The organism is Noviherbaspirillum sp. L7-7A, assembly GCF_019052805.1.
Classification (GTDB): Bacteria; Pseudomonadota; Gammaproteobacteria; order Burkholderiales; family Burkholderiaceae_D; genus Noviherbaspirillum_A.
Genome location: NZ_JAHQRJ010000002.1, coordinates 482,292 through 505,989 on the forward strand (window position 1 = coordinate 482,292; position 23,698 = coordinate 505,989).

At 63.9% G+C, this 23,698-nt stretch carries 25 protein-coding genes; 10 read left to right on the forward strand and 15 right to left on the reverse strand.

The genetic code is table 11. The annotated features are described in order from the left end of the window. Nucleotides 1-50: 50 nt before the first annotated feature. The 4 genes from KTQ42_RS20465 to thdT form a co-directional block, all read right to left on the reverse strand. Nucleotides 51-776, reverse strand: a complete 726-nt coding sequence (locus KTQ42_RS20465) for a hypothetical protein (RefSeq protein WP_217347442.1) — start codon at nucleotides 774-776, stop codon at nucleotides 51-53. Between the two features lie 48 nt (nucleotides 777-824). Next, complete coding sequence (locus tag KTQ42_RS20470; RefSeq protein ID WP_217347443.1) at nucleotides 825-1,703, reverse strand: quinoprotein dehydrogenase-associated putative ABC transporter substrate-binding protein; 879 nt, start codon at nucleotides 1,701-1,703, stop codon at nucleotides 825-827. A 36-nt stretch (nucleotides 1,704-1,739) separates the two neighbouring features. After that, nucleotides 1,740-2,168, reverse strand: a complete 429-nt coding sequence (locus KTQ42_RS20475; protein WP_217347444.1) for a cytochrome c — start codon at nucleotides 2,166-2,168, stop codon at nucleotides 1,740-1,742. A 97-nt stretch (nucleotides 2,169-2,265) separates the two neighbouring features. Further along, nucleotides 2,266-4,077, reverse strand: a complete 1,812-nt coding sequence (thdT, locus tag KTQ42_RS20480) for a thiol dehydrotransferase (RefSeq protein ID WP_217347445.1) — start codon at nucleotides 4,075-4,077, stop codon at nucleotides 2,266-2,268. A 387-nt stretch (nucleotides 4,078-4,464) separates the two neighbouring features. On the opposite strand from thdT, the gene KTQ42_RS20485 reads away from it, so the two are divergent. Beyond that, the gene (locus tag KTQ42_RS20485) at nucleotides 4,465-5,400 is read left to right on the forward strand and encodes a quinoprotein relay system zinc metallohydrolase 2 (RefSeq protein WP_217347446.1); all 936 of its coding nucleotides are present in this window, start codon (nucleotides 4,465-4,467) and stop codon (nucleotides 5,398-5,400) included. Next, on the forward strand, nucleotides 5,400-6,236 hold the full coding sequence (locus KTQ42_RS20490; protein ID WP_217347447.1) for a quinoprotein dehydrogenase-associated SoxYZ-like carrier: 837 nt from the start codon (nucleotides 5,400-5,402) through the stop codon (nucleotides 6,234-6,236). Before KTQ42_RS20485 ends, KTQ42_RS20490 begins: the two co-directional genes overlap by 1 nt. 26 nt (nucleotides 6,237-6,262) lie before the next feature. On the opposite strand, the gene KTQ42_RS20495 is transcribed toward KTQ42_RS20490, so the two are convergent. Both KTQ42_RS20495 and KTQ42_RS20500 read right to left on the reverse strand, forming a co-directional pair. Further along, a complete protein-coding gene (locus KTQ42_RS20495; RefSeq protein ID WP_217347448.1) occupies nucleotides 6,263-6,793 on the reverse strand; it encodes a DUF3280 domain-containing protein in 531 nt (176 codons plus the stop codon). An 8-nt stretch (nucleotides 6,794-6,801) separates the two neighbouring features. Next, nucleotides 6,802-7,152, reverse strand: a complete 351-nt coding sequence (locus tag KTQ42_RS20500; protein ID WP_249223021.1) for a hypothetical protein — start codon at nucleotides 7,150-7,152, stop codon at nucleotides 6,802-6,804. A gap of 59 nt (nucleotides 7,153-7,211) precedes the next feature. Here KTQ42_RS20500 and KTQ42_RS20505 point away from each other — a divergent pair, with 59 nt between their 5' ends. Beyond that, nucleotides 7,212-8,165, forward strand: a complete 954-nt coding sequence (locus KTQ42_RS20505) for an MBL fold metallo-hydrolase (protein ID WP_217347449.1) — start codon at nucleotides 7,212-7,214, stop codon at nucleotides 8,163-8,165. A gap of 370 nt (nucleotides 8,166-8,535) precedes the next feature. Here KTQ42_RS20505 and KTQ42_RS20510 read toward each other — a convergent pair whose 3' ends face one another. From KTQ42_RS20510 to KTQ42_RS20530, 5 genes are all read right to left on the reverse strand, one after another. Then, nucleotides 8,536-10,065 carry a tripartite tricarboxylate transporter permease gene (locus KTQ42_RS20510; RefSeq protein ID WP_217347450.1) on the reverse strand — a complete coding sequence of 510 codons (1,530 nt, stop codon included), beginning with the start codon at nucleotides 10,063-10,065 and terminating at the stop codon, nucleotides 8,536-8,538. Between the two features lie 2 nt (nucleotides 10,066-10,067). Then, on the reverse strand, nucleotides 10,068-10,523 hold the full coding sequence (locus KTQ42_RS20515) for a tripartite tricarboxylate transporter TctB family protein (RefSeq protein ID WP_217347451.1): 456 nt from the start codon (nucleotides 10,521-10,523) through the stop codon (nucleotides 10,068-10,070). Beyond that, the gene (locus KTQ42_RS20520) at nucleotides 10,520-11,503 is read right to left on the reverse strand and encodes a tripartite tricarboxylate transporter substrate binding protein (protein ID WP_217347452.1); all 984 of its coding nucleotides are present in this window, start codon (nucleotides 11,501-11,503) and stop codon (nucleotides 10,520-10,522) included. Before KTQ42_RS20520 ends, KTQ42_RS20515 begins: the two co-directional genes overlap by 4 nt. Before the next feature lie 229 nt (nucleotides 11,504-11,732). After that, nucleotides 11,733-13,145 carry a sensor histidine kinase gene (locus KTQ42_RS20525; protein WP_217347453.1) on the reverse strand — a complete coding sequence of 471 codons (1,413 nt, stop codon included), beginning with the start codon at nucleotides 13,143-13,145 and terminating at the stop codon, nucleotides 11,733-11,735. Beyond that, nucleotides 13,145-13,810, reverse strand: coding sequence for a response regulator (locus tag KTQ42_RS20530; protein WP_217347454.1), 666 nt, complete (start codon nucleotides 13,808-13,810; stop codon nucleotides 13,145-13,147). Before KTQ42_RS20530 ends, KTQ42_RS20525 begins: the two co-directional genes overlap by 1 nt. Before the next feature lie 174 nt (nucleotides 13,811-13,984). On the opposite strand from KTQ42_RS20530, the gene KTQ42_RS20535 reads away from it, so the two are divergent. Next, nucleotides 13,985-15,412: a CoA transferase gene (locus KTQ42_RS20535; RefSeq protein WP_217347455.1), complete on the forward strand. Its 1,428-nt coding sequence runs from the start codon at nucleotides 13,985-13,987 to the stop codon at nucleotides 15,410-15,412. Between the two features lie 12 nt (nucleotides 15,413-15,424). Here the strand turns inward: KTQ42_RS20535 and KTQ42_RS20540 are convergent, their stop codons facing one another. Then, nucleotides 15,425-15,658, reverse strand: a complete 234-nt coding sequence (locus KTQ42_RS20540; protein WP_217347456.1) for a DUF3606 domain-containing protein — start codon at nucleotides 15,656-15,658, stop codon at nucleotides 15,425-15,427. Between the two features lie 240 nt (nucleotides 15,659-15,898). On the opposite strand from KTQ42_RS20540, the gene KTQ42_RS20545 reads away from it, so the two are divergent. Beyond that, nucleotides 15,899-16,180, forward strand: coding sequence for a KTSC domain-containing protein (locus KTQ42_RS20545; RefSeq protein WP_217347457.1), 282 nt, complete (start codon nucleotides 15,899-15,901; stop codon nucleotides 16,178-16,180). A 21-nt stretch (nucleotides 16,181-16,201) separates the two neighbouring features. On the opposite strand, the gene KTQ42_RS20550 is transcribed toward KTQ42_RS20545, so the two are convergent. Further along, nucleotides 16,202-17,128 carry a LysR family transcriptional regulator gene (locus KTQ42_RS20550; protein ID WP_217347458.1) on the reverse strand — a complete coding sequence of 309 codons (927 nt, stop codon included), beginning with the start codon at nucleotides 17,126-17,128 and terminating at the stop codon, nucleotides 16,202-16,204. A gap of 105 nt (nucleotides 17,129-17,233) precedes the next feature. Here KTQ42_RS20550 and KTQ42_RS20555 point away from each other — a divergent pair, with 105 nt between their 5' ends. Both KTQ42_RS20555 and KTQ42_RS20560 read left to right on the forward strand, forming a co-directional pair. Further along, nucleotides 17,234-18,310: a tartrate dehydrogenase gene (locus KTQ42_RS20555; RefSeq protein ID WP_217347459.1), complete on the forward strand. Its 1,077-nt coding sequence runs from the start codon at nucleotides 17,234-17,236 to the stop codon at nucleotides 18,308-18,310. Nucleotides 18,311-18,644: 334 nt separating this feature from the next. Then, entirely contained in the window at nucleotides 18,645-18,932 is a 288-nt protein-coding gene (locus KTQ42_RS20560; protein WP_217347460.1) for a hypothetical protein, read from the forward strand. Between the two features lie 25 nt (nucleotides 18,933-18,957). Here KTQ42_RS20560 and KTQ42_RS20565 read toward each other — a convergent pair whose 3' ends face one another. Next, nucleotides 18,958-19,710 (reverse strand): metallophosphoesterase, encoded by a 753-nt coding sequence (locus tag KTQ42_RS20565; protein ID WP_217347461.1) that lies wholly within the window; start codon nucleotides 19,708-19,710, stop codon nucleotides 18,958-18,960. Between the two features lie 124 nt (nucleotides 19,711-19,834). On the opposite strand from KTQ42_RS20565, the gene KTQ42_RS20570 reads away from it, so the two are divergent. The 3 genes from KTQ42_RS20570 to KTQ42_RS20580 all read left to right on the forward strand — a co-directional run bounded on the left by KTQ42_RS20570 (nucleotide 19,835) and on the right by KTQ42_RS20580 (nucleotide 22,872). Next, nucleotides 19,835-20,671: a nucleotidyltransferase family protein gene (locus KTQ42_RS20570; protein ID WP_217347462.1), complete on the forward strand. Its 837-nt coding sequence runs from the start codon at nucleotides 19,835-19,837 to the stop codon at nucleotides 20,669-20,671. A 394-nt stretch (nucleotides 20,672-21,065) separates the two neighbouring features. Further along, nucleotides 21,066-22,502, forward strand: coding sequence for an NAD-dependent succinate-semialdehyde dehydrogenase (locus KTQ42_RS20575; RefSeq protein ID WP_217347463.1), 1,437 nt, complete (start codon nucleotides 21,066-21,068; stop codon nucleotides 22,500-22,502). A 61-nt stretch (nucleotides 22,503-22,563) separates the two neighbouring features. Beyond that, nucleotides 22,564-22,872: a hypothetical protein gene (locus KTQ42_RS20580; protein WP_217347464.1), complete on the forward strand. Its 309-nt coding sequence runs from the start codon at nucleotides 22,564-22,566 to the stop codon at nucleotides 22,870-22,872. Here KTQ42_RS20580 and KTQ42_RS20585 read toward each other — a convergent pair. Beyond that, nucleotides 22,869-23,636, reverse strand: a complete 768-nt coding sequence (locus KTQ42_RS20585; protein ID WP_217347465.1) for a YoaK family protein — start codon at nucleotides 23,634-23,636, stop codon at nucleotides 22,869-22,871. The two genes, KTQ42_RS20580 and KTQ42_RS20585, sit on opposite strands and share 4 nt — an antisense overlap. Nucleotides 23,637-23,698: the final 62 nt, after the last annotated feature.

Below are 23,698 nucleotides of genomic sequence, written 5' to 3' on the forward strand. Positions count from 1 at the left end.
TGCCTCGTCAGGAAGAAACGCGCGACACGGGCAGCATAGGCGTCAGGCTCCTAGCTCTTGGTGCCGTTGAAGGTCATCGTTTCCTCGATCAATGCCGTGCCCGCGCCGCCCTTTCCGGCAGCCGCCGCAGGCACGGTGGCGCTCAGGCGGTACACTGAGCCCGGTATCGCATCGCTCAAGATGAACACATACTGCTTGCCCAGATACTTCGGCATCTTCTCGGCCATCGGGTCGTTCAGGTAGGGCTGGATGGCGACCTTCTGGCCGCGCACCTGGCGGCCGTCGTATTCCACGGTTACGTCCTCGACGCGGGCATTTTCAGCCAGTGCCATGCGGATGCGCTTGCGGAAATAACTGGTGGAGCCGCCGGTCAGGCGCTTCATTTCAGCGATGTCGCGTTCAAGGAAGCCCAGCAGCGCCGGGTTGCCCTGCGCTTCCTGCACCGCCGCAATCGGCAGCTGGCGTTCGCCATGCAGGAATTCGGAAGATACCTTGGCGCTCCCGTCGCTGTTCCTGGCGGCGACATCCACCAGCACCTCGTCGCTGAAGCCGGCGCCTTCGGCATCCTGACGGACGTACCGGTAGCGCAGCACCCTGGGCGCGGTGACGTTCTGCAAATGGCTGGTCTGGAACAGCAACTTCTCTGCCGCGGTGATGTTCTGAGCCGTGGCGCTGCCGGCTGCAAGCACCATTGCACCAACGGCGAGGAAGGCGGCAACGGCCGCCCGCGCTGGCCGCATCAGCGGCCGCAGAGTGAAGCAGGCATTCATGTTCATCGGCCGTTCTCCCTATCGTTCCCGGCTATGCGCCGTTGTCAACGCGGCTTATTTCTGCTCGAGCGGCAAAAGCGGCACGCCATATTCCTTCAACACGGCCTCGATCTCCGGCCGGCTGCTGTCGATGATGCCATTGATGCGGTCGCGCAGCGCCTTGTCGCCATGCCGCACTGCCATGGCGATGCTAAAGTCGAAGCGCACGCCGTTCTTGTCCGGCGGCATGAAGGGCACCACCGCAATCGGCGCAGCCTCGGCTTTCTTTGCGAAGTAGCCGACGATGGGTCCCCAGGCGATGGCGGCATCCAGCGCGCCGCTGGCAAGGTCGCGTTCGACCACCTGGCCCGGATACTGGTCAGGGTCGCCGGTCTGGTGCTGGTAGGACACCATCTGGTCGATCAAGCCGTTGTTGAGCAGCCAGTCCACGGCCGGCGTCCTGGCGAAGGCGCCGATGCGTAGCTTCTGCCTGCGCTCGGCCGGTAACCTGGCCAGGTCTTCCGGGGTGGATACGTCGTCCAGGCCGCGACCCTTGACGTAGGCCAGCGCATAGGTGGAATGGTAATAGGGCTTGGTCGCCAGGCCCATTTCGAAATCAGTGGAGACGCCGGTCACGAGGTCGCATTTGTACTGGTCGCTATCGGGCAGCTTGGCACGCAGGGTATTGCGTATAAAGCCCATACGCTGCGGGTACCAGGTATGCTCCACCTTCCAGCCAAGCTTACCGGCAAGCAGTTCGGCAATCCGGTTCTCGAAGCCACGGCCTTCCCTGTTCGACAGTGGCAGGTTGTTGGGGTCTTGGCAGACGCGCAGCACCTTGTCCCTGTCGTAACGATCGTCTGGACTGCCTGTCGCTGCAGGTGCGGGCGCCTGTGCCGCAGCACTGCCCAGCGCCAGGGCAAACAGCAAGCCTGCTGCCGCGCGTGCCGGCATGGCACCTAGCCTGCTATTGCCATCGCGTTGCATGGCTCATTTCTCCATGCTCTCGACCCGCCCCGGCTTGATCGCGCCGTCCGAGCGGCCCTTCAGATAAGCATAGAGATTGTCGATGTTCTGCGTGACCTGTTCGGAGCCGCCGAAGTTGGGCATGCCCTTGTCGACGCGGCCATTCAGCACGGTGTCCTTGAACTGGTCCTTCGACAGCACCTTCAGGCTGTCGATCAGGGACGGGCCGACCATGCCTTCCTGGTTGGCGCCATGGCAGCGTTCGCATGCCATCGCGCGCCAGGTGCGCCAGCCCTTCAGGGTATTGGCGTCGACCTTGTTGCCGTCGACCACGGTATAGAGTTTTGCACCATCAGCCGGTTTGGCCCCGTCGGCCTGCGCCTGGACCTGAGAAGCAAGCAGGCCGGCTAGGCCCGCGATCACTACTGCGACTGCTGTAACACGCAACCTCATCAATATCTCCTTGTCGGGGAAGACCGGCAACGAACCGCGCCGGCCTTCCCTCGTTTTTTGTAAAGCGCCGGCCCATGCATGCGGCCGGCGTCATGCCTTACGACTTGCCCGGCAGGGTGAACACGGTCAGCACGCCACCCAGCTCGGTGTACTTCGACAGCTCGCGGTAGCCACCGACTGCGCCCAGGCCTTCATTGTCCTTCTCCAGTCCTGCCGCCATGCCGATGCCAGCCCAGCCGCCGATGCCGGAGAGCACGCCGATATACTGCTTGCCCTTGTATTCCCAGGTGGTGACGTTGCCGATGATGCCGGATGGCGTCTTGAACTTCCACAGTTCCTTGCCCTGGTTGTCCACGGCCTTGATGTAGCCTTCCAACGTGCCGTAGAAGTTCACGTCGCCGGCGGTGGCCAGCGCGCCGCTCCAGACCGAGAATTTCTCGGGCTTGGACCAGACAATCTTGCCGGTGCCGGCATCCCAGGCAATGAAGTTGCCCATGCCGCCATGGCTGTTCGGGGCCGGATACATCGACAGGGTGGCGCCCACATACGGCTGGCCTGCGGTGTAGTCGACCTGGAACGGCTCATAGTCCATGCAGACATGGTTGGTCGGCACATAGAACAGGCCGGTCTTGGGCGAGTAGGAAGCGGGCTGCTGATCCTTGGTGCCCAGGGCCGACGGGCAGACGCCCTTGGTGTTGACGTCGGGGCCATTCTGCGCGGTGCTGTACTTTGCCTGCACCACCGGACGGCCGGTCTTCATGTCGACATGGCTGGCCCAGTTGACCACCGGATCGAATTTCTCGGCCACCAGCAGTTCGCCGCTGACCCTGTCCATGGTGTAGGCAAAGCCGTTGCGGTCGAAGTGCACGAGCGCCTTGCGCGGCTTGCCCTTGACCTTGATGTCGGCCAGGATCATTTCATTGACGCCGTCATAGTCCCATTCGTCATGCGGCGTCATCTGGTACACCCACTTGGCCATGCCGGTGTCGAGGTCGCGCGCGAAGATGGTCATGGACCACTTGTTGTCGCCCGGACGCTGGGCCGGATTCCAGGTGCTCGGATTGCCGGTGCCGTAATAGACCAAGTTGGTTTCAGGGTCATAGCTGTACCAGCCCCAGGTGGTGCCGCCGCCGATCTTCCATTGGTCGCCCTTCCAGGTCTTGATGGAAGAGTCCTTGCCGACCGGCGCCATCTTGCCGTCGGTCCAGGTCATGGTCTTTTCCGGGTCGATCAGCATTTCATTGTCGGGGCCGACGCTGTAGCCCTTCCAGACTTCCTTGCCGGTGGCGAGGTCGTACGCGGTCAGGCGGCCGCGCACGCCGAATTCGCCGCCGCTGATGCCGGTGATGACCTTGTCCTTGAAAATATGCGGCGCATTGGTATTAGTCTCGCCGATCTTCGCGTCGCCATTCTTGACCTTCCATACTTCCTTGCCGGTCTTGGCATCCAACGCCACCATGGTGGTATCGGCCTGCTGCAGGATGATCTTGCCGTCGCCATAGGCCACGCCGCGATTGACCGTGTCGCAACACATTACTGGGATCACGGCCGCATCCTGCTTGGGCTCGTATTTCCACCGGATACTCTGATCCTCCAGGTTGATCGCCATGACCTTGTTGGGGAAGGGGCTGTGCACATACATGGTGTCGCCAATCACCAGCGGGCCGCCTTCATGGCCACGCAGCACACCGGTCGAAAATGTCCATGCAACCTGCAGGTTCTTTACATTGCCCTTGTTGATTTGGGCGAGCGAACTATAGCGATGGTTGGCGTTGTTACCCGCCTGCATTGCCCAGTTCTTCGGACTCTTTGCCGCCTGCTGCAGATCCTCAGCGCCAACAGCGCTTCCCGTGGCTGATACCGCCCCCGCCAGCAACAGCAAATGCCTTAACCGTAAAGCTGAAACCATGTCTGCCTCCTGTTGTATTCAAACTTGTGCATCAACGTTGCGATCACTGTCGCCGGCCTGGCTAACGATCGCATCCATCCCGGCAGGCTTGGAGTAGCAGTTAGCATGCCAGTCCGGCAAGGCGTGATCAGCGCGGCTTTGCTGATGCATAAGGCTGGGCGGCTGCATCGGCAACGGCAGCGGTTGTCCCTCTAAATGAACAAGACGGGCAGGCAATGTTCCAATTTCGTAGCGGATGCGCTGCCGGCCGGTATGCCTGCGCGGCACGCGATGGCAGCCTTACTGGCATGGCGCTTGCAGCCCACGGTGCGGGGTCCACGCCCGACGCAGCGCCTGCGAGGCCGTCGCGTGCGGCAGTGGCCACAAGCCTCGGAAAGGATAGTGCCGATGGGCATGCGCAGTCTTGCCTGCCTGCTGATGACCTGCTCGCTCTGCCTGGCCGTGCCTGCCAGCGCGGAGGGAACGGCCTTGTCGATGCGGGAAGTGGCGCCCGGCATCTTCGTCCACCAGGGCCTGCATCAGGAAACCAGCAGCGGCAACCACGGCGACATCGCCAACATCGGCTTCATCGTCGGAGAACATTGCGTTGCCGTGGTCGACACCGGCGGTAGCGCCGAAGTGGGCAGCCGGCTGCGGCAGGCGATACGGCAGCGCACCCGCCTGCCGGTGTGTCACGTGATCAACACCCATGCCCATCCGGACCATGAATTCGGCAATGCCGCCTTCGCCACTGACAAGCCCGCCTTCGTCGGGCATCAGCGTTTGGGCGCGGCGCTGCAGGCCCGGTGGCCGCATTACCGCAAGGCGTTGGCACGCGAGCTTGGCGAGCAGCAGGCCGCGCGTACGGCAATGATCTTACCCGGGCAGTCGGTGACCGGGGAAATGACGATCGATCTGGGCGGACGCGAACTGCTGCTGCGTGCCTGGCCTACCGCTCATACTGACGCCGATCTCACCGTGCTGGATCGCAAGACCGGCACGCTGTGGCTGGGCGACCTGCTGTTCGAGGAGCGCGTGCCGTCGCTGGATGGCAGCCTCAAGGGCTGGCTGGCCGTGATGCGCGACTTGCGGCAGATGCCGGTACGCATTGCGATACCGGGCCATGGTCCCGTGACCGACGACTGGCCCGCCGCACTCGACCCGCAGGAACGCTATCTGCAGGCGCTGCAGAATGACACCAGGGCCGCGATCAAGGCCAGCAAGACCCTGGCCGACACCGTAGCGCAGGCCGAGCATGCGCCCGCTTCCGGCTGGCTGCTGTTCGATGCCTACCACCGTCGCAATGTCACCACCGCCTATACCGAACTCGAATGGGAAAACTGATGCGAAACCTCCATGCCACGCCGGCCAGGCCGACGCACCGCCTGCGCCAGGCCTGCACCGCCGCATTGATTGCCCTGGCGGCAGCGGCCATGCTGCAACCGGCCGTCGCCGCCGACAACTGGAGCAGGATCAGGCCGGGCCTGTTCCAAAACCGTGCCATCGCCACCGATGCCGCACTGATGGTGGAACTGGTAACGCCGGCGCGGGCGCAGGATGCGGCGGTAGTGCCGATCACCATCAAAACCCGGGTGCCGCAAAGCCCCGAGCGCTATATCAGCAAGCTCTATCTCGTGATCGACAAGAACCCGGCGCCGGTGGCGGCGGTGTTCAGCATGACGCCGGACCTGGGCCGGGCCGACATCGAAACACGGGTCAGGATCGAGGAATATACCGATGTGCGCGTCATCGTGGAAATGAATGACGGCAGCCTGCACATGAGCAGCAACTACGTCAAGGCATCCGGCGGCTGCTCGGCGCCGGCGGGCAAGGACCCGGCCGAAGCGGCCGCCGGCATCGGCAAGATGAAGCTGGCGCTGGAGCAGTCCGGCACGCTGGACCAGCCGCAGCAGGTGCAGCTCATGATCCGGCACCCGAATTTTTCCGGGCTGGCAATGGACCAGGTGACCCGGCTCTATACGCCGCCGCATTTCGTCAGGCATCTGGACGTGGCCTACAACGGCAAGCGCATCCTGAGCGCGGAAACCGATATCTCCATCAGTGAGAATCCGAATTTCCGCTTCTATTTCGTGCCGCACACGGAGGGCACGCTGACCGTGGAGGCGGTGGATTCGCAGGATCTTTCTTACCGGACCAGCTTGGTGGTGAAGGCCAACTAGACAAGCCTGGACAGGCAGGCGCCGCCTCAGCGGTTGCCCTGTCCCTTCTCCTCCATGCTGCGCACAATGTAGCGGATGCCGCGTTCCCAGCTGGCGTCGGTGTTGCCGCGTATGTCGACCGACTTGTTGAGCACCGGCTGGCCGGAGGCGACGTCGTTGATCTGGATATTGATGTTCAGGATCAGGTTGCTGACCTTCTGCACCCAGGCCGTCATCACCCGGTCGGCGTGAAAGGTGCGGCCGATGTCGATGTCGCAGCCATTGCAGTCATACAGCTTGAAACGGGCCTTCATGTCATCGACCATGGCCTGCTGCGGCGCAGTGTCGAGCACCCGGTAAAAGCCCTTGTCGATGAACTGCTGTCGCAGCAGGCCGGAAATTTTCTTCAGGCGTTCGCGCTGGGCCTCGTCGGAAGCGCGGTCCAGGGTGGGGTCGATCAGTTCGAAGTCCAGCATCACGATGCTCTTTAACGGCGCATCGGCTGCCCTGGCGGCGAGGGGCGGCAGCAGGAGGGAGGCCATCAGCCCGAGCAGATGGCGACGCCGTGATAAGCGCATGATGTGCTTCACTTCATCAGGCAGGCGTCGCCAGCCTGCTGCTGGATGGTCTTGTAGCGCCTGGCGATCTCGCGCACCTTCGGTGGGTCGCGGAACTCGCTGCCGCGTTCGCCGGCCATGGACTGATGGCGCAAGGCGGTTGATGCTTCCAGGTAATCGTCATATTTCAGCTTGTCGGCGATCCTGTCCACGGCGCAGGAGCATTTGTAGAGGTATTCGTATTTGCCGCCATGGTCCTTCATGCATTCCAGCACGTATTCCATGCGCGCCGTGGTTGGAAAGTCATTGGCCGCGGCAATGCCGGGCACAAGGATTGCTGCGCAAAGCGCTGCGCAGGCTAGGGTGTATGTCCTTTTCATTGGGTCTCCCTTTCGATATGTGCCACGCCGGCGCTTCACAACAGCGAGCCCGCTACGTGATGAACCTTGCTCTAGCAAGATTGCTGCCACTTCTCTGCGCCGCCTTCGCCAGCATTGCGCTGTGCGCTGTTGCTCGCGCCGCGGCTGTTCCGGAACCGGAACAGCTTGCGCCAGGGGTGTACGCCGTCATTGCGGCGCCGGAGGACGCGGCGCCGTCCAATCATGGCGTGGTCGGCAATATCGGCATCCTGGTTGGCGACAGTGGCGTGGTGCTGATCGACACCGGCACCAGCGCCCGCTATCTGCGCGCACTGCTGGCGCAGATACGCCGCATCACGCCGCTGCCGGTGGTGCTGGCCATCAATACCCACCAGAATCCGGCCCATGTGTTTGGCAACGGCATCCTGCGCGAGATGGGCGTGTCGGTGCTGGCACACCGCGACACCGATGCCTTTATTGCGGCGCGTTGCCAGCGCTGCCTGAAGCAACTGGTGCAGGCGCTGGGCGCGGAAGAGATGGAGGGCACCGTCGTTACCCGGCCCAGCCAGCTCATCGACGGCCCGATAACGATTTCGGCAGGCGGCCGCACGCTGGACCTGCTGTATTACGGCCCCACTTCCGCGCCGGGCGCGCTTGCCGTAATGGATCGCGAGAGCGGCATCCTGTTCGGCGGCGGCATGGTGACGATGGACAGGATTCCGGACACCAAGGATGCCGACCTCGGACAGTGGCAGGCGGCGCTGCGCAGCCTCGGCCGCATTGCGCCGGCGCGCATCGTGCCGGGCGCGGGCCCGGTGTTCGATAGCGCCAGGCTGCCCGAGCTGTCAGGCTATCTGACAGGGATCACACCCGTGGTGCAGGCCGCCTTCCTGCAGCGGGTGAGCCTGGGCGGGGCCACTGCGGCCGCGCCGCTGCCGGCCTACAGCCACTGGGCGCTGTATGACAGCATGCACAGGAAGAATGTTGAGCAGCTGTACCTGCGGCTGGAAAACGCCTATCTGAACGCGCCCTGATGGCGGCTGCGGCAAGGCACTGTCGAGGTAGAGGTTTTGGCAGGATTTCGTGGGGTGTGGAGACCGGAACATGGCGTCGCCCGGTGGCTAAGGCATGCTAATGTTTCCTTGAACAATTCTGCATGATGCTCAAGAGTGTTCACCATGTCCGCGTACACCTGTCCACGATGTTCCCGGTCTGTACAGCTCCGCGCCGCTGACACGCGCGCTCAGCAGAGTGAACTGCAACGGGAGAAGCAGAAGCAGGGGCAACTGCGATTGTCCCCTTCCACGTCTCCCGGCGCCAGCCCGTCCAGAAGCAAAAGCCCGTTGCACCTTCCAGCGCAACGGGCTTCCCTAGCCATCAAACGTGGCTCCGTCAGTCAGGGAATCAGGCCTGCTCCACCACCACGCCGGCCGGCGCGATGTCCGCAGCCGGCTTCCTGAGCTTGCGGAATGCCAGCGGCACGATCACCATCGCGGCAGCGCAGACCCACAGGCCAATCGAGATCGGGCTTTCCCACAGGATGCCGAGTTCGCCGTTGGTGATGGACAGCGCGCGGCGCAGGTTTTGCTCCATCATCTCGCCCAGCACAAAGCCGAGGATCAGCGGCGCCATCGGCATCTCGCACTTGCGCAGCGCATAGCCCACCAGGCCCAGCACTGACATCAGGATCAGGTCGAAGGTGGTTGCATGCACCGCATACACCCCGACCGCCGACACCGCCAGGATGCCCGGCACCAGCGCCCAGTTCGGCACCTTCAGCATGCGGGTGAACACGCCCACCATCGGGATGTTCATCACCAGCAGGATCACGTTGCCTATGAACATGGACGCGATCAGGCCCCACACCAGTGTCGGCTGCTGCTGGAACAGCGCCGGGCCTGGCGTGATGTTGTACAGCGTCAGCGCGCCCATCATCACGGCGGTGGTGCCGGAGCCGGGCACGCCCAGCGTCAGCATCGGAATGAAGGAGGCATTGGCCGAGGCGTTGTTGGCCGCTTCCGGTGCGGCAACGCCGCGGATGTCGCCTTCGCCGAAGGTGCCGCTGGCGCCGGCGATGCGCTTTTCCATCGAGTAGGTGATGGCGCTAGCCACCGTGGCGCCGGCGCCCGGCAGGATGCCGACCACGAAGCCCACCAGCGACGAACGCACCGTACCCCACCAGGTCTCCGCCACTTCGCGGCGGTTGAACAGGGTGCGGCCGGTTTCCGGTATTACCGCCTGGCCATGCACTGCTTCCTCCAGCATCAGCAGCAGTTCGCTGATTGAGAACAGGCCGATGACGACCACGATGAACTGGATGCCGTCCGACAGGTTAATGGAGTCAAAGGTAAAGCGGTAGACGCCGGAGTTGGCATCCACGCCCACAGTGGCCAGCGCCAGGCCGATCAGCGTGGCCAGTAGCGCTTTGACTGGCTGATCGCCCAGCAGGCCGGTCAGGCAGGCGAAGGCGAATACCATCAGCGCGAAGTATTCGGCCGGGCCGAATGCCAGCGCCCAGCGCGACAAGAGCGGCGTCATCATCACGATGCCGACGGTGGCAATCATGGAGCCGACGAAGGAGCTCCAGGCCGAGATCGACAGCGCCACGCCGCCCATGCCCTTCCTGGCCATCGGATAGCCATCCATCGCCGTCATGATGGCCGCGGCATCGCCCGGCACGTTGAGCAGGATGGAGGAGATGCGTCCGCCATATTCACAGCCGATATACACGGCTGCCAGCAGGATCAGCGCGGTCTCCGGCGGCAGCTTCAGGGCAAACGCCAGCGGCATCAGGATCGCCACGCCATTGATCGGGCCGAGGCCTGGTAGCAGGCCGACCACGGTGCCGATGAAGGCGCCGATAGCCGCCATCAGCAGATTCATCGGCTGCAGCGCGACCGCGAAGCCGGAAGTAAGAAAGGAAAGGGTATCCATGATCAGAGTCCAATCGCGGTAAGGAGCGGCTTGAGAATCCCGGCCGGCAGCACCACGTCGAGCAGCGTGTCAAACAGCACAAATAGCACCAGGCCCATGCCGATGCCGGTCAGCACCGACTGCTTCCAGCTGCCGCCGAAGATGCGGCCCACCGGAATCGACATCAGCGCGGTAGCGATCACGAAGCCGAGCACCTGGAACAGCACCGCATACAGCACAACGAATAGGCCGCACAGCGCAACGCTGCGCATCTGCATTGCACTGCCGAAATGCGCCCGGTGCGACGGCTTGAACACCAGCCACAGGCCGCACAGCGAGATCAGCCCGGCCAGCAGCAGCGGAAAGGCGCGCGGGCCGACCGGCTCGTATTCAACCTGGGCCACATAGCCCCAGGACATGGCGGCCATGCCGGCGCCCATCACCACGGCGAGGATGCCGAGTACGCGATCGCTGGTCATTTCGGTTGTCCCATCAGGCCGAAATCAGCAGCCAGCTTGCGGTACTTTTCGGTGGACGTCTTGATGTAGCTGTTGAGTTCCGGGCCGGTCAGGGTCATCGGGTACAGGCCGCGCTCGTCGAGCAGCTTGGAAAATTCCTTTGTCTTGGTGACCTTGGCAAAGGCTTCCGACCAGGTGTTGAAGTCGGCGTCGCTGACTTTGGGTCCCATGTAGAAGCCGCGCACGATGGCCCAGTCGATGTCATAGCCCTGCTCTTTTGCGGTCGGCACGTCGGCCAGCGCGCCCGGCAGGCGCTTGTCCGACATCACCGCCAGCACGCGGATGTTGGCGCCGGCCTTCAACTGCGACGAGGCTTCGCCGGCATCGCCGAAATAGGCGCTGATATGGCCGCCCTGCAGGGCCGCGATCGCTTCGCCGCCGCCCTCGAATGCCACGAAGCGCATGCTCTTGTGATTCACGCCGGCGGCCTTGGCGGTCAGCGCGGCCTTCATCCAGTCCTGGCTGCCCACCGTGCCGCCCGCGCCCAGCACCACCTTGGTAGCGTCGGTCTTCAGCGCGGCGGCCAGGTCGGCCATGGTCTTGTACGGGGAATCCTTGCGCACCACCACCGCGCCATAGTCGGCGCCGATGACAGCCAGCCAGCGCACGTCGTTCTCGCTGTAGCGGCCGAACTTGCCCTGCGCGATGTTGAGCAGCGAGCCGCCCGAGAAGGCGACGATGGTGTTGGATTCGGCCGGACGCTGCGCGACGATGGCGTTGTAGGCCACGGCGCCGATGCCGCCGGGCATATAGGTCACCCGCATCGGATCCTTGATCACATGGGCGTCGAAAAGCGCGGTCTGGGCCAGCTTGCAGGTGAGGTCGAAGCCGCCGCCTGGCTTGGCCGCCGCAATGCATTCGGTCTTGTCGAGCGGGCCGGCGAAAGCGCCGCTAGTGGCAGTAGCAGCGGCGAGCGTAAAGACGCAGAAGATCTTTTTCATGATTGTCTCCAGTAACGGTTATGATGGCGGCTGACAGGGCGCCAGCCCGCTTTTTGAATAGGGGTGCCTGACAAAATGAGCGTAGCGATCCCTGGCCAGGCGTGCCGGCGCAGACAGTACGGGCAGTACGGCAAGCCGGCGCAACGGCGCCAGGGACATTTTGTCGGGCGCTCCAGCGGCATGCGCCGCATTGATGCGAACTCTAACAACCGAAGCTGTCAGTCGGCTGTCAGTTTGTTGAAATGTCGAAAGGGAGTGTCAGGCTGGCGCAGAAGCCAGCGCCGTCGATCAGGTTGGACAGCGCCAGCTCGCCGCCATGGCGCTCGGCCACGGCGCGCGCGATAGCCAGGCCCAGGCCGGAGCCGCCCGAAGCGCTATTGCTGGCGCGGAAAAAACGCCCGCCGAGCTGCGGCAACTGTTCTGGCGGCACGCCGGGTCCGTCATCCATCACCGAGAACACGGCCCTGTCATCGCGGCAGCTCAGGCTCAGGGACACATGGCCGCGCTCGGGCGCGTAGCGGATGGCATTGTGCAGCAGGTTCAGCAGCGCCTCGCGCAACAGGCCGGCATGGCCACGCAGCAGGATCTGCTGCTCCGGCTCGCTGTAGGCCAGGTCGATGCGCTTTTCGCGCGCGGCCAGCACCACGTCGCGCGCGGCCTGTTCGGCCAGCTGCGCCAGATCGACCTGCGCCATTTCGAGTTCGGCCGCATCGGCCTTGGCCAGCGCCAGCATCTGGTTGGTGCGGTGCGTAGCGTCATCCAGCTGGCGCGACACCGCATCCAGCGCGTCGCTGACATTGCGCGGATCGGATTCGCGCAGCGCATAGTCGAGCTGGGTGCGCAGCGTGGCCAGCGGGGTGCGCAGCTGATGGGATGCGTCGTCGACGAAGCGGCGCTGTCCTTCCATGAATTCACGGTTGCGCGCCATGTGCAGGTTGATCGCATCCACCAGCGGCCGCACGTCGGCCGGCACCGAGCGGGTGTCGATCGGCGTCATGTCATGGTCGGAGCGGGCGCTGACGGCATTGCGCAATGCCGTCAGGGGCCGCAGCGTCATGAACAGCACTAGGGCCAGCATGGCGCCCGCCACCACCAGCAGCAGCAGGTCGCGCCGCACGGCGGCGATCAGCAGCAGCCGGATGAATTCCTGGCGCGAGCCCAGGGTTTCGGCGACCTGGATCACGACCCGGTGGGAAACATGCCCGGTCACGCCGGCCGGCTGCTTCAGTTCCCGCGCATAAGCGCCGACCCGCACCTTCTGGCCGAAATAGACAGCGTCATAGAACTGCGGCTTGCCGGTCTGCAGCGGCCGCGGCGGCGGCGGCAGGTCGGCGCTGCCGATCTCCACCAGGCCGTCTTCGCTGGCGACGCGGAAGAAGACCTGGCCGGAAGCAGTCAGCTCGAAGAACTCGAACAGTGTGTAAGGCGTTTCCACCGCTAGGCCGCCCCCTGGCGTGGTGATATTGGCGTCGAGCGCCTTGAGCGCGCCCAAGAGCGAGCGGTCATAGGCAGAATTGGCGGCGTCCGTGGCGGTGCGGTTGGCCGTCACCAGTTCCAGTGCGGTGATCAGGGTCAGGGTTGGCAGCAGCAGGGTGAGCACCGTGCGCTTGATGCTCCAGCGGAAAATAGGTGTTTTCCACATCAGGCGAGTTCGAGCAGGTAGCCCAGGCCGCGCAGGGTGACGATGTGCAGCGGACTGCCTTCGAGCTTCTTGCGGACCCGGTAGACCAGCACTTCCACCGCTTCCGGCATTGCATCGACCTCGTCCTCGAACACCTTGTCGTAGATGTCCTTCTTCGGCAGCGGCTGGCCACTGCAGCGGATCAGCGCATGCAGCAGCGCATGCTCGCGCTTGGACAGCGACAGCGGCTTGTCGTCCAGCGTGAACTGACGGGTCACCGCGTCATAGGCCAGCGGCCCGCAGCTCAGGCGCGGATGTTCGCTGCCGCGGGCGCGCCGGATCAGCGCGGTAAGCCTGGCTTCGAGCTCATCGATGGAGAAGGGCTTGGCCATGAAATCGTCGGCGCCCTTCTTGAGCGTGCTGACTCGCTCCAGCAGCGAGTCGCGCGCCGTTAGAATCAGCACCGGCAGCCGCGCATCGATCTCGCGCAGCCGAGCTAGCACCCGGTGGCCGTCCATGCCGGGCAGGCCCAGGTCCAGGATCAGCGCGTCGTAGCTGACGCGGCCGACGCTCCCCTCCACCAGGCGGCCATCATCGACCCAGTCGACGATATAGCCGTTCTGCTTGAGCGCGCGGCACAACCAGTTCGCCAGTTCCGGCTCGTCTTCCGCCAGCAGCAGCCTCATCTTCCCAATCTCTCCATAGCATCATTCAGCCCCGGCCGCGCCGGCCGGCATGCACGCCCTGCATTCTGCGCGTCCAAGCTGTCAGCAGGCTGTCACCCGCGCCAGCGCCAATGACAGCCACGCAAGGTTTGGCCTATTCTATTGCAGCCCACGCTACACGCCCGAGGAGAAGCCATGAACGATCATGACCAGCAAGCACCCGCCGATGCTGCCAGCACGCTGGCCGCGTTGTGGCAGCTGTCCGGCCAGGAGGAGAGCGCCCTGTCTCAGGTGCGGCTGTCCGGAAAGGAGCCGGCGCTGCCATCCTCGTTTGCCGTCGGCACCGCGGCCCAGGTCAGCATTGCAGTTTCCGCGCTGGCGGCAGCCGAGCTGCACCGGCAGCGCGCCGGACTGGCGCAGCAGGTCGATGTGGACATGCGCCATGCGGCTATTGAATTCCGCGCTGAGCAGTATCTCCGTGTCGATGGCGCACCGGCGCCGGAATTCCGCGACAAGCTAACCCGCACCTTCCAGTGCGGCGACGGCCGCTGGGTGCGCATCCATGCCAATTTCCCGCATCACCGTGACGGCGTGCTGCGCATCCTCAGTTGCGGCCACGACACCGATGCGGTCAGCCGCGCGCTGCAGTCCTGGAACGCCTTCGATTTCGAGGACGCGGCCGCCGCGGCCGGCATGGTGGTGACGGCCATGCGTAGCTTTGACGAATGGGATGCCCATCCGCAAGGGCAGGAAGTGGCTGATCTGCCGCTGCTGTCGATCGAATGCATCGGCGATGCGCCGCCGCAGCCGCTGCCGACTGCGGCGCGGCCGCTGTCGGGCGTGCGGGTGCTGGATTTGACCAGGGTGATCGCCGGCCCCGTCTGCGGCCGCACCCTGGCCGGACACGGTGCCGATGTGCTGCTGGTCACCGCGTCGCACCTGCCGTCGATCGAGCCGCTGGTGATGGAAACCGGCCTGGGCAAGCGCGCCTGCGCGCTGGACCTGCGTGGCGTGCCCGGCCAGCAGGCATTCGATGCGCTTCTGCGCCAAGCCGACGTGCTGGTGCAGGGTTACCGGCCGGGCGGCCTGGAAGCGCTGGGCCTGGATGCGGCAGCCGCAGCGCAGAAGCGGCCGGGCCTGGTTTACGTCAGCCTCTGCGCCTACGGCCAAGCCGGGCCATGGGCGGCGCGGCGCGGCTTCGATTCGCTGGTGCAGACTGCCAGCGGTTTCAACCATGCCGAGGCGCAGGCCGGCGGTGGCAGCGCGCCCGCACCGCTGCCTGCGCAGGCGCTGGACCGCGCCACCGGCTACCTGATGGCCTATGCGGTGATGGCCGCGCTAATGCGGCGCAGCCGGGAAGGCGGAAGCTGGCATGTGCGGCTGTCGCTGGCGCAGACCGGCCACTGGCTGCGCCAGCTGGGACGCGTCGAGGGCGGCCTGCAGACGGCCATGCCCAGTTTCGGCGATATTGCCGGCCTCACCGAGCAGCATGCGTCCGGCTTCGGCATGCTCACCACCATCGCCCATGCGGCCAGGATGTCGGACACGCCGGTACGCTGGGACCTGCCGGCCATGCCGCTGGGCAGCCATGCGCCAACCTGGCTGGCGCGCGCGCCCGGCTGAGAGGAAGCTGACCTACAGCGCGTTGTGGACCCGCTCGCTGTTGCTGCTGCTGCGACTGCCCTTCAGGTGCATTTCGACATCGCTTGCCAGATCGCCCACGGCCGTCACCGCATCCTTGAGCTCTTCCGGTGTGGCATCGAGCTTCTTCGACCATTCCCGCAGCGCGGATTCATCCTGGATATTGATGCGCAACTGGTCCTGGTCCTTGTCCGCGTCTTCTGAACTGCGCTCGTTGTAGTCCGACATCGTGTGCTCCTTGTAGTGAATATCCTTCTTGGGACACGATCCTCACATGCCTTTCGCTGCAAGGTCAAAGAACTGCGGCATGGCCTTAAGCGTGATCAATGGATGAAGAGGGAAAGTGGCGCAGGCCCTGCCAAGGCGACATGCCCTTTCCAGGATGCACCGCACCATGCAATGCCATGGTTTGTGCAAGAATTCCGGTCCTGGCCGTCAGATACGAGTTAGGCAAGAAAGGCATGCATCATGGAAATGAAGAAGATCAACGCCGGCAAGCTGCGCGCCATTGGCTACGACCCGCGCGAGCGCATGCTGCGGGTGGAATTCGACGACGGCAGCGCAATCGATTATTCCGGCGTCGGCACCGAGGTCTGGCGCAAGCTCTCCACCTCCGGTGCGGCCTGGAGCTATTACCGCGACAATATCGAGGAAGAATTCACTGGCCGCCGCGGCACGGTGCGGCCGAAGGCGACCAACCAGGCGCTGGAAGATCTTTTCAGGGCGCCGGACAAGGATGCAGGCGGCTAAAGATCCTTCGGCAGTGTGCACTCAGGTCCACGATCCGCGCGACCTGGCCAGCCACTCCTCCAGGAACTGCACGCATACCCGCACATTCGCGGACAGGCTCAGGCGGGTCGGGTGGATCGCCCAGACATTGGCTTCCTGGCTGTACTGCGGCAGCACCCGCACCAGCCTGCCATCAGCGATGCTCTGCCCCACATCCCACATCGAGCGCAGAATGATGCCGTGACCATCGATGGCCCATTGGTGCACCAGCTCGCCGTTATTGGTTGACAGCGGGCCGCCCACCTTCACGGTCTCGGGGCCATCCGGCCCGTCCAGCTTCCAGCGCCCGAAGTCCTGATCACGCTCGCGGATGGCGATGCACTTGTGGGCGGTGAGTTCCTCGAGGCGCTGCGGCATGCCGTGGCTTTCCAGGTAGGCCGGCGAAGCGCACAGTACCCGCGCATTGGCGGCAATGCTTCTTGCAATCAGGTGGGTTTCCAGCACCTGGCCGATGCGGATATCCAGATGGAATCCTTCGGCGATCAGGTCGACCGGCCGGTCCAGCAGTTCGAGCTGTATCACCAAGTCCGGATACTGCCGGGCCAGCAGCGACATGGCCGGCGCAATCCAGTTGCGCCCGAAGCCGGAACTGGTGCACAGCCGCAGCACGCCATGCGGCGCGCTGCCCTTGGCCGACACCGCTTCCTCCAGCTGGCTGACGTCCTCCAGGATGCGCTGCGCCCACTGATGCACCACGCTGCCATGCTCGGTCAGTGACACCCGGCGCGTGGTCCTGTGCAGGAGGCGCACCTGCAGCGTGGCTTCCAGGATGGCAATGCGCTTACTGACCAGGGCATTGGAGACGCCCAGTTCCAGCGCCGCAGCGGCAAAGCCTTGGCGCCTGACCACGGCGCAGAACAGGTTGAGATCTTCGAGGAGCGGCTTGCCCAGCTTGAAATCCAACTGCATTGTTCACGCTCCGTGTTCTTTCAGATTACCAATCGGCCAATTATAAAACGCTGCGTATTGAGTATGATCCGCTTCCATCATTTCTCCTCTCGTGAAGGTCCAGACATGAAGACGCATAAAATCGCAGTGATCGCCGGTGACGGCATTGGCAATGAAGTGATGCCGGAAGGCTTGCGGGTACTGCAGGCCGCCGCCGCCAAATTCAATATCGGCCTTGAATTCACGACGATGGAATGGGCCAACTGCGACTATTACCTGCAGCACGGAAAGATGATGCCGGACGACTGGCGCGAGCAGCTGCAGGGCTTCGACGCGATCTATTTCGGCGCGGCCGGCATGCCCAGCAAGGTGCCGGACCATATCTCGCTGTGGGGTTCGCTGATTAAGTTCCGCCGCGACTTCGACCAGTATGTGAATCTGCGCCCGGTGCGCCTGATGCCCGGCGTGCCCTGCCCGCTGGCCAACCGCAAGCCGGGCGACATCGACTTCTACGTGGTGCGCGAAAACACCGAAGGCGAGTATTCCTCGGTGGGCGGCCGGATGTTCGAAGGCACCGACCGTGAATTCGTGGTGCAGGAGTCGGTCTTCTCGCGCAAGGGCACCGACCGCATCCTGAAGTACGCCTTCGAACTGGCCCAGAAGCGTCCGAAGAAGCACCTCACCGCGGCCACCAAGTCCAATGGCATTTCGATCAGCATGCCGTACTGGGATGAGCGGGTCGACGCAATGGGCACGCAGTTCCTGGACGTGCGGCATGACCGGTACCACATCGACATCCTGTGCGCCCGCTTCGTGCTATCGCCGGAGCGCTTCGACGTGGTGGTGGCATCCAACCTGTTCGGCGACATCCTGTCCGACCTCGGCCCGGCATGCACCGGCACCATCGGCATCGCGCCCTCGGCCAACCTCAACCCGGAGCGCAACTTCCCCTCGCTGTTCGAGCCGGTGCATGGCTCCGCGCCGGACATCTATGGCCAGAACATCGCCAACCCGATCGGCATGATCTGGTCCGGCGCGATGATGCTGGACTTCCTCGGCAATGGCGATGCCACGTACACCGCGGCGCATGACGCCATGGTGCGCGCCATCGAGACCGTGCTGGTGCAGGGCCCGACCACGCCGGATCTGGGCGGCAGCAGCAATACCACCGAGGTTGGCAAGGCGATCGCCGCCGCACTCTGATTCGGCGAAGCTGCGCCGTCTGGCGAAGGCGGCGTAAGCGCATGCAATGCCAGCACAGGCAGCCGGCGCGCAGCCGGCTGTTTGCGTTTTCCCGTTCGGCCTCTTCACAAGTTGCGCAGCCCGGCCCGCACATCGCTGGCTAACACGTCCGCTTCCCCCAGCCCATTCCCATTAAGCAGCGCCAGCGCGACCAGACCAGCTCGGCCCGTTCCAGCCCGGCTAGGTCAAACCGGTCCTTGTGCGATCGCAATCCGGCAGCAGGGACGCGACGTAAGTTGCAGGCTGGGCTGCAAGCGCAGACCGGGTGACAAGAGTGACAAGAGGAGTTTCCACGATGTCGACCAGGCTAATGACGGCACTGCTTGCCGTGATGATGATTCTTGTGCTGCCGTCGGCGCCGGCCCGAGCCGCGCTTGTCCTGGATACCTATCCGGCATCGGGAAACGCCTGGAAGCCGATTGCCATCGCAGTGACGTTTTCGGTATTGCCTCCCGAGCCTGTCATCAGCACTATTCAGTTGGCGGTACATGGCAGCAATGCGCCCGTGGAGATGGGCATCATGGCGGATCAGGGCGGTTTGCCGTCGGATGAGCAGGCCTGCAGGCAGACGCTTCCACACTGAAAATATTGCATCTCTCCGCCATTTTTTACACAGGCAGCAAGTCCTCTGCCGGCACTTCCAGCACCCGGAATGCGGGCTGGCCGGGGTAGGAACGGTGCAGCAGCGGCCGGGCCACGTTGTACACCGGAATGTTGTTGACAGTGCGTCCCTCCGGCGTGCCGCGGTGCGCATGGCCATGCACCACATAATCGACCGGGTAATGAATCAGCGGATCTTCCAGCCGGCTGGTGCCGAGGAAGGGATAGATCTCCGGCGGCTCGCCCTGCACAGTGCCGACGATGGGCGAGTAATGCAGCATCGCGATCCGGTGCCGGGTGCGCAGCTTGGCTAGCGCCGTTTCCAGCTTCATCACCTCCTGCAGCGCCTCGTTGACAAAGGCCTTGATCGACGCTTCGCCCCATGGCCCGAGCGCGCTGCGGCCGAAGCCGCCGGCGAATCCCTTCGCCCCGGCAATGCCCACGCCATGGATCTCGCAAGCTTCGCCATCGAGCACCCGCACGCCGGCTTCGGTCAGGATGCGCCTGACCTGGTCCGGGTCGCCCGATTCATAGTCATGGTTGCCCAGCACGGCCACCACCGGGATGCGGGTATGGGCAAGCTCCTCGGCCAGTACATGGGTTTCCTCGGGCAGGCCATAATCGGTCAGGTCGCCACACAGCAGCAGCGCGTCGGCCGCTTCGCTGGCTTGGGAAAAGAATTCGCGCAGGCTGCCCGCCGAGTTCTTGGTGCAATGCAGGTCGCCCACTGCGGCGAAACGGATCTTGTCCTTTGAAACCACGACATCCTCCTTGCTGATTGTTTCCTGATTGTTGATTAATTAACGCCATTCATGCATGACTGACCGTATTGCGTGGCATAAGTTTTGCTGACTTTCAATGCCACGCCATCACGCCAGGACCGCTATGAACCTTACCGACCCGATTCCGGCCACCGACGTGACGGAAGCGCAAGACGCTGCCGTCGCCGCGTTCTACCGCGATGTCCTGCTCCGGCTCAATGCAGCATCCGTGCCATACCTGGTCGGCGGCACCTATGCCTTCAACCGCTACACCGGCATCAACCGGCCGACCAAGGACCTTGACCTGTTCATCCGGCGCGGCGACTTCGAGCGGGTCAGCGAGGTGTTCCAGGCGGCGGGATACCGCTGCGAACTCACCTTCCCGCACTGGCTTGGCAAGATCCATCTAGATGACAACTACATCGACCTGATCTTCAGTTCCGGCAATGCAGTGGCCCATGTCGACGATGCCTGGTTCGAATTCGCCGCCGATGCGCAAGTGCTGGGCCTGCCGGCGCGGATTTCGCCGATCGAGGAAATGATCTGGTCCAAGGCCTTCATCATGGAAAAGGAGCGCTTCGACGGCGCCGACATCGCCCACCTGATCTATGCCTGCAGCGCCCGCATTGACTGGCCCCGGCTGCTGCGGCGCTTCGGCGAACACTGGCGGGTGCTGCTGTCGCACTTGATCCTGTTCGGCTTCGCCTATCCGGCCAATCGCGACCTGGTGCCGGTGGGCGTAATGGATGAGCTGATCCGCCGCCTGAGCTATGAAACCCACGCGCCGCCGCCGCATACCGACCTGTGCCTCGGCACCTTGCTGTCGCGTGAACAATATCTGAACGACATCCACCTGCAGGGCCTGCAGGACGCCAGGGTTCAGCCGGTGGGCAACATGACGCCGGAGGACACGGCCAACTGGACGCGCGCCATCGCCGACGACCATGAGCCGGAAGCTTAAGATTTCCGGTCCGGCGCCGGCCGGATGGCGCTGATCAGGGCCATGCCGGGCGCCTCCAAACCGCCATCCAAGTGGCGGCAAAGGCAAAACCTGTGGACGACCTGTGCATGGGTCGAAGGGACTTGCTGTGGATTGTACGCTGGAAAGATCTGTGGACGGTTGCGCAGCAGGTTTTTGAGCACAACAAATTTTCTTCATCAAATCAATTGCTTGGGAAATTGAACATATAGATATCCACAGGCTTGTTCACGGTTTGTGTGCGTAACTTTTGCTGATTTTTTGAGCAGGCGTGCGAATTTCTTTTTGGAGTCCGACGCATATTGGCGCGCATGCCTATAATCTGCGTTCCCGGATTTATAAAAAACCTACAGCGAACCAAGAGGAAAGAGACACCATGACCTATCCCAATACCCAGCTCATGATCGGCGGCCAGTGGCAGGATGCGGCGGACGGCCGCACGCTTGCCGTCGTCAATCCGGCCACCGGCAGCGAGATCGGCCGCGTTGCCCATGCCGGCATCGCCGACTTGGACCGCGCACTGGAAGCCGCGCAAAAAGGATTTGAAGCCTGGCGCGACGTGTCGGCCGCCGAGCGCTCCAAGACCATGCGCCGTGCCGCCGCGCTGATGCGTGAGCGTGCCGGCGAGATCGCCAAAATTTTGACCCAGGAACAGGGCAAGCCGCTGGCAGAAGCCAAGGTCGAGGCCATGGCCTCGGCCGACATCATTGAATGGGCAGCCGAGGAAGGCCTGCGCGTCTACGGACGCATTGTGCAGTCGCGCAACCTGGCGGTGCGCCAGATGGTGCTGAAGGACCCGGTGGGCCCGGTCGCGGCCTTCACGCCGTGGAACTTCCCGATCAACCAGGCAGTGCGCAAGATCGCCGTGGCGCTGGCCACCGGCTGCTCGATCATCGTGAAAGCGCCGGAAGAAACGCCGGCAGCGCCGGCAGCGCTGGTGCAGGCCTTCATCGACGCCGGCCTGCCGCCGGGCGTGGTGGGCCTCGTGTTCGGCAATCCGGCGGAAATCTCGGAATACCTGATCGCCCATCCTATCATCCGCAAGATCACCTTCACCGGCTCGACCCCGGTCGGCAAGCAGCTGGCCGCGCTGGCTGGCAAGCACATGAAGCGGGTAACGATGGAGCTGGGCGGCCATGCGCCGGTGATCGTGGCCGAAGATGCCGACGTGACCCTTGCGGTGAAGGCCGCCGGCGGCGCCAAGTTCCGCAATGCCGGCCAGGTCTGCATCTCGCCGACCCGCTTCCTGGTGCATGAAAGCCTGCGCAATGATTTCGCCGCGGCGCTGGCCAAGTATGCGCAAGGCTTGAAAGTGGGCGAAGGCAATAGCGAGGGCGTGCAAATGGGTCCGCTGGCCAACAGCCGCCGCCTGACCGCCATGGCCGACTTTGCCCGCGACGCCGTCGAGCGCGGCGCCTCCATCGTGGCCGGCGGCGAGCGCATCGGCGAGGTCGGCAATTTCTATGCGCCGACCATCCTGAACGACGTGCCGCTGGACGCCAAGGTGTTCAACGAGGAGCCGTTCGGCCCGATGGCCGCGATCCGTCCCTTCAACACGATGGAAGAAGCAATCGCCGAAGCTAACCGCCTGCCCTTTGGCTTGGCCGGTTACGCCTTCACCAGCTCGCTGAAGAATGCGCACCTGCTGTCGCAGCGCCTGGAAGTGGGCATGCTGTGGATCAACCAGCCGGCCGCGCCCTGGCCTGAAATGCCGTTCGGCGGCATCAAGGATTCCGGCTACGGCTCCGAAGGCGGACCGGAAGCGCTGGAAGCGTATCTCAACACCCGCTCCATCTCCATCATGAACGTGTAAGACCGTTCGCCGGCCGGCTCGCCCGTCAACGCGGGCGGGCCGGCCGGCAGCGGCGCTGACCATGAAACTGATACAACTCTTCCTGCCAGTCTACGACCAGCACGGCAAGGCCTTTGCCAAGTCCTATTTTGACCAAGCGCGCAGTGAACTGACCGATCGGTTCGGCGGCGTCACCGCCTTCGTGCGCTCCCCCGCAGTGGGCGCATGGCAGGACCCCGACGGCGAGGTCTGCCGCGACGATGTCTACCTGTATGAAGTGCTGGCCGATACGCTGGACCGTGACTGGTGGCAAGCCTATCGTGCCCGCTTGGAACGGCAGTTCAGCCAGGATGTGATCCTGGTGCGAGCGACCGATACCGAAGTGCTCTAAGCCCCACGCTTGCGCAGCCGGCGCAGCACGGCGCCCACATCGTCCAGCATCGGCACCAGTGCCAGTCCCGTCAGGATCAGTGCTAGCGGCACGGTGGACAGATAGCCGGTATGCTTGAAGCCGAGTGCGCCGCTGATGCCGCCAACAAAGAAGGCTAGCAGCAGCAGGCTCAGCCGCTTCAGGCGGCTGCGGTCGGCCAGCACCCTGGGCCGGTCAGGCCGCTCATGCATGTTCCAGTAGAACAGTTTGCCGAGTTCGACGCCGATGTCAGTGATGGTGCCGGTCAGGTGGGTAGTGCGTATTTCGGCCTTGGAAATCTTGGTGATGAGCGCATTCTGCAAGCCCATGATGAAGCACAGCAGCATCACCGTGGCCGGCACAAACAGCCCCTCTATCGTCGACAGCCGCGCGCCCAGCAAACCAAAGCCCAGCAGCAGCAATGCCTCGACTAGCAGCGGCAGCGCGTACTCGCTGTACAGGCCGCGCCGGCGCGCATAGTTCACCAGGATCGCGGTGAATGCGGCGCCGAACAGGAAGGACAGCAGCGCGCCGGCGCCGGCTAGCACCGGTCCATAACTACTCAGCATCAGGTTGTCGGCCATGGCCGACACGATGCCCGTCATGTGCGAGGTGTACTGGTGCACCGCGAGAAAGCCGCCGGCATTGGTGGCGCCGGCAACGAAGGCCAGGGCAATGCCCAGGTGCCAGTTTGCCTGTCTGGTGCGGTGGGGTGCGGTAAGCCTTCTTGCGTAATGGATGGGCACTGTCTGGCCTGGTCAGGAAGAGTCGCGGAGAGACTGCGGTTATATTACTTGACCCGACCCTG

What these genes read in the sequence shown, in the direction of transcription:
- KTQ42_RS20465 (WP_217347442.1), bottom strand. Translation starts at nt 776, where the DNA reads ATGAACATGAATGCCTGCTTCACTCTGCGGCCGCTGATGCGGCCAGCG.
- KTQ42_RS20470 (WP_217347443.1), bottom strand. Translation starts at nt 1,703, where the DNA reads ATGCCGGCACGCGCGGCAGCAGGCTTGCTGTTTGCCCTGGCGCTGGGC.
- KTQ42_RS20475 (WP_217347444.1), bottom strand. Translation starts at nt 2,168, where the DNA reads ATGAGGTTGCGTGTTACAGCAGTCGCAGTAGTGATCGCGGGCCTAGCC.
- thdT (WP_217347445.1), bottom strand. Translation starts at nt 4,077, where the DNA reads ATGGTTTCAGCTTTACGGTTAAGGCATTTGCTGTTGCTGGCGGGGGCG.
- KTQ42_RS20485 (WP_217347446.1), top strand. Translation starts at nt 4,465, where the DNA reads ATGGGCATGCGCAGTCTTGCCTGCCTGCTGATGACCTGCTCGCTCTGC.
- KTQ42_RS20490 (WP_217347447.1), top strand. Translation starts at nt 5,400, where the DNA reads ATGCGAAACCTCCATGCCACGCCGGCCAGGCCGACGCACCGCCTGCGC.
- KTQ42_RS20495 (WP_217347448.1), bottom strand. Translation starts at nt 6,793, where the DNA reads ATGCGCTTATCACGGCGTCGCCATCTGCTCGGGCTGATGGCCTCCCTC.
- KTQ42_RS20500 (WP_249223021.1), bottom strand. Translation starts at nt 7,152, where the DNA reads ATGAAAAGGACATACACCCTAGCCTGCGCAGCGCTTTGCGCAGCAATC.
- KTQ42_RS20505 (WP_217347449.1), top strand. Translation starts at nt 7,212, where the DNA reads ATGAACCTTGCTCTAGCAAGATTGCTGCCACTTCTCTGCGCCGCCTTC.
- KTQ42_RS20510 (WP_217347450.1), bottom strand. Translation starts at nt 10,065, where the DNA reads ATGGATACCCTTTCCTTTCTTACTTCCGGCTTCGCGGTCGCGCTGCAG.
- KTQ42_RS20515 (WP_217347451.1), bottom strand. Translation starts at nt 10,523, where the DNA reads ATGACCAGCGATCGCGTACTCGGCATCCTCGCCGTGGTGATGGGCGCC.
- KTQ42_RS20520 (WP_217347452.1), bottom strand. Translation starts at nt 11,503, where the DNA reads ATGAAAAAGATCTTCTGCGTCTTTACGCTCGCCGCTGCTACTGCCACT.
- KTQ42_RS20525 (WP_217347453.1), bottom strand. Translation starts at nt 13,145, where the DNA reads ATGTGGAAAACACCTATTTTCCGCTGGAGCATCAAGCGCACGGTGCTC.
- KTQ42_RS20530 (WP_217347454.1), bottom strand. Translation starts at nt 13,810, where the DNA reads ATGAGGCTGCTGCTGGCGGAAGACGAGCCGGAACTGGCGAACTGGTTG.
- KTQ42_RS20535 (WP_217347455.1), top strand. Translation starts at nt 13,985, where the DNA reads ATGAACGATCATGACCAGCAAGCACCCGCCGATGCTGCCAGCACGCTG.
- KTQ42_RS20540 (WP_217347456.1), bottom strand. Translation starts at nt 15,658, where the DNA reads ATGTCGGACTACAACGAGCGCAGTTCAGAAGACGCGGACAAGGACCAG.
- KTQ42_RS20545 (WP_217347457.1), top strand. Translation starts at nt 15,899, where the DNA reads ATGGAAATGAAGAAGATCAACGCCGGCAAGCTGCGCGCCATTGGCTAC.
- KTQ42_RS20550 (WP_217347458.1), bottom strand. Translation starts at nt 17,128, where the DNA reads ATGCAGTTGGATTTCAAGCTGGGCAAGCCGCTCCTCGAAGATCTCAAC.
- KTQ42_RS20555 (WP_217347459.1), top strand. Translation starts at nt 17,234, where the DNA reads ATGAAGACGCATAAAATCGCAGTGATCGCCGGTGACGGCATTGGCAAT.
- KTQ42_RS20560 (WP_217347460.1), top strand. Translation starts at nt 18,645, where the DNA reads ATGTCGACCAGGCTAATGACGGCACTGCTTGCCGTGATGATGATTCTT.
- KTQ42_RS20570 (WP_217347462.1), top strand. Translation starts at nt 19,835, where the DNA reads ATGAACCTTACCGACCCGATTCCGGCCACCGACGTGACGGAAGCGCAA.
- KTQ42_RS20575 (WP_217347463.1), top strand. Translation starts at nt 21,066, where the DNA reads ATGACCTATCCCAATACCCAGCTCATGATCGGCGGCCAGTGGCAGGAT.
- KTQ42_RS20580 (WP_217347464.1), top strand. Translation starts at nt 22,564, where the DNA reads ATGAAACTGATACAACTCTTCCTGCCAGTCTACGACCAGCACGGCAAG.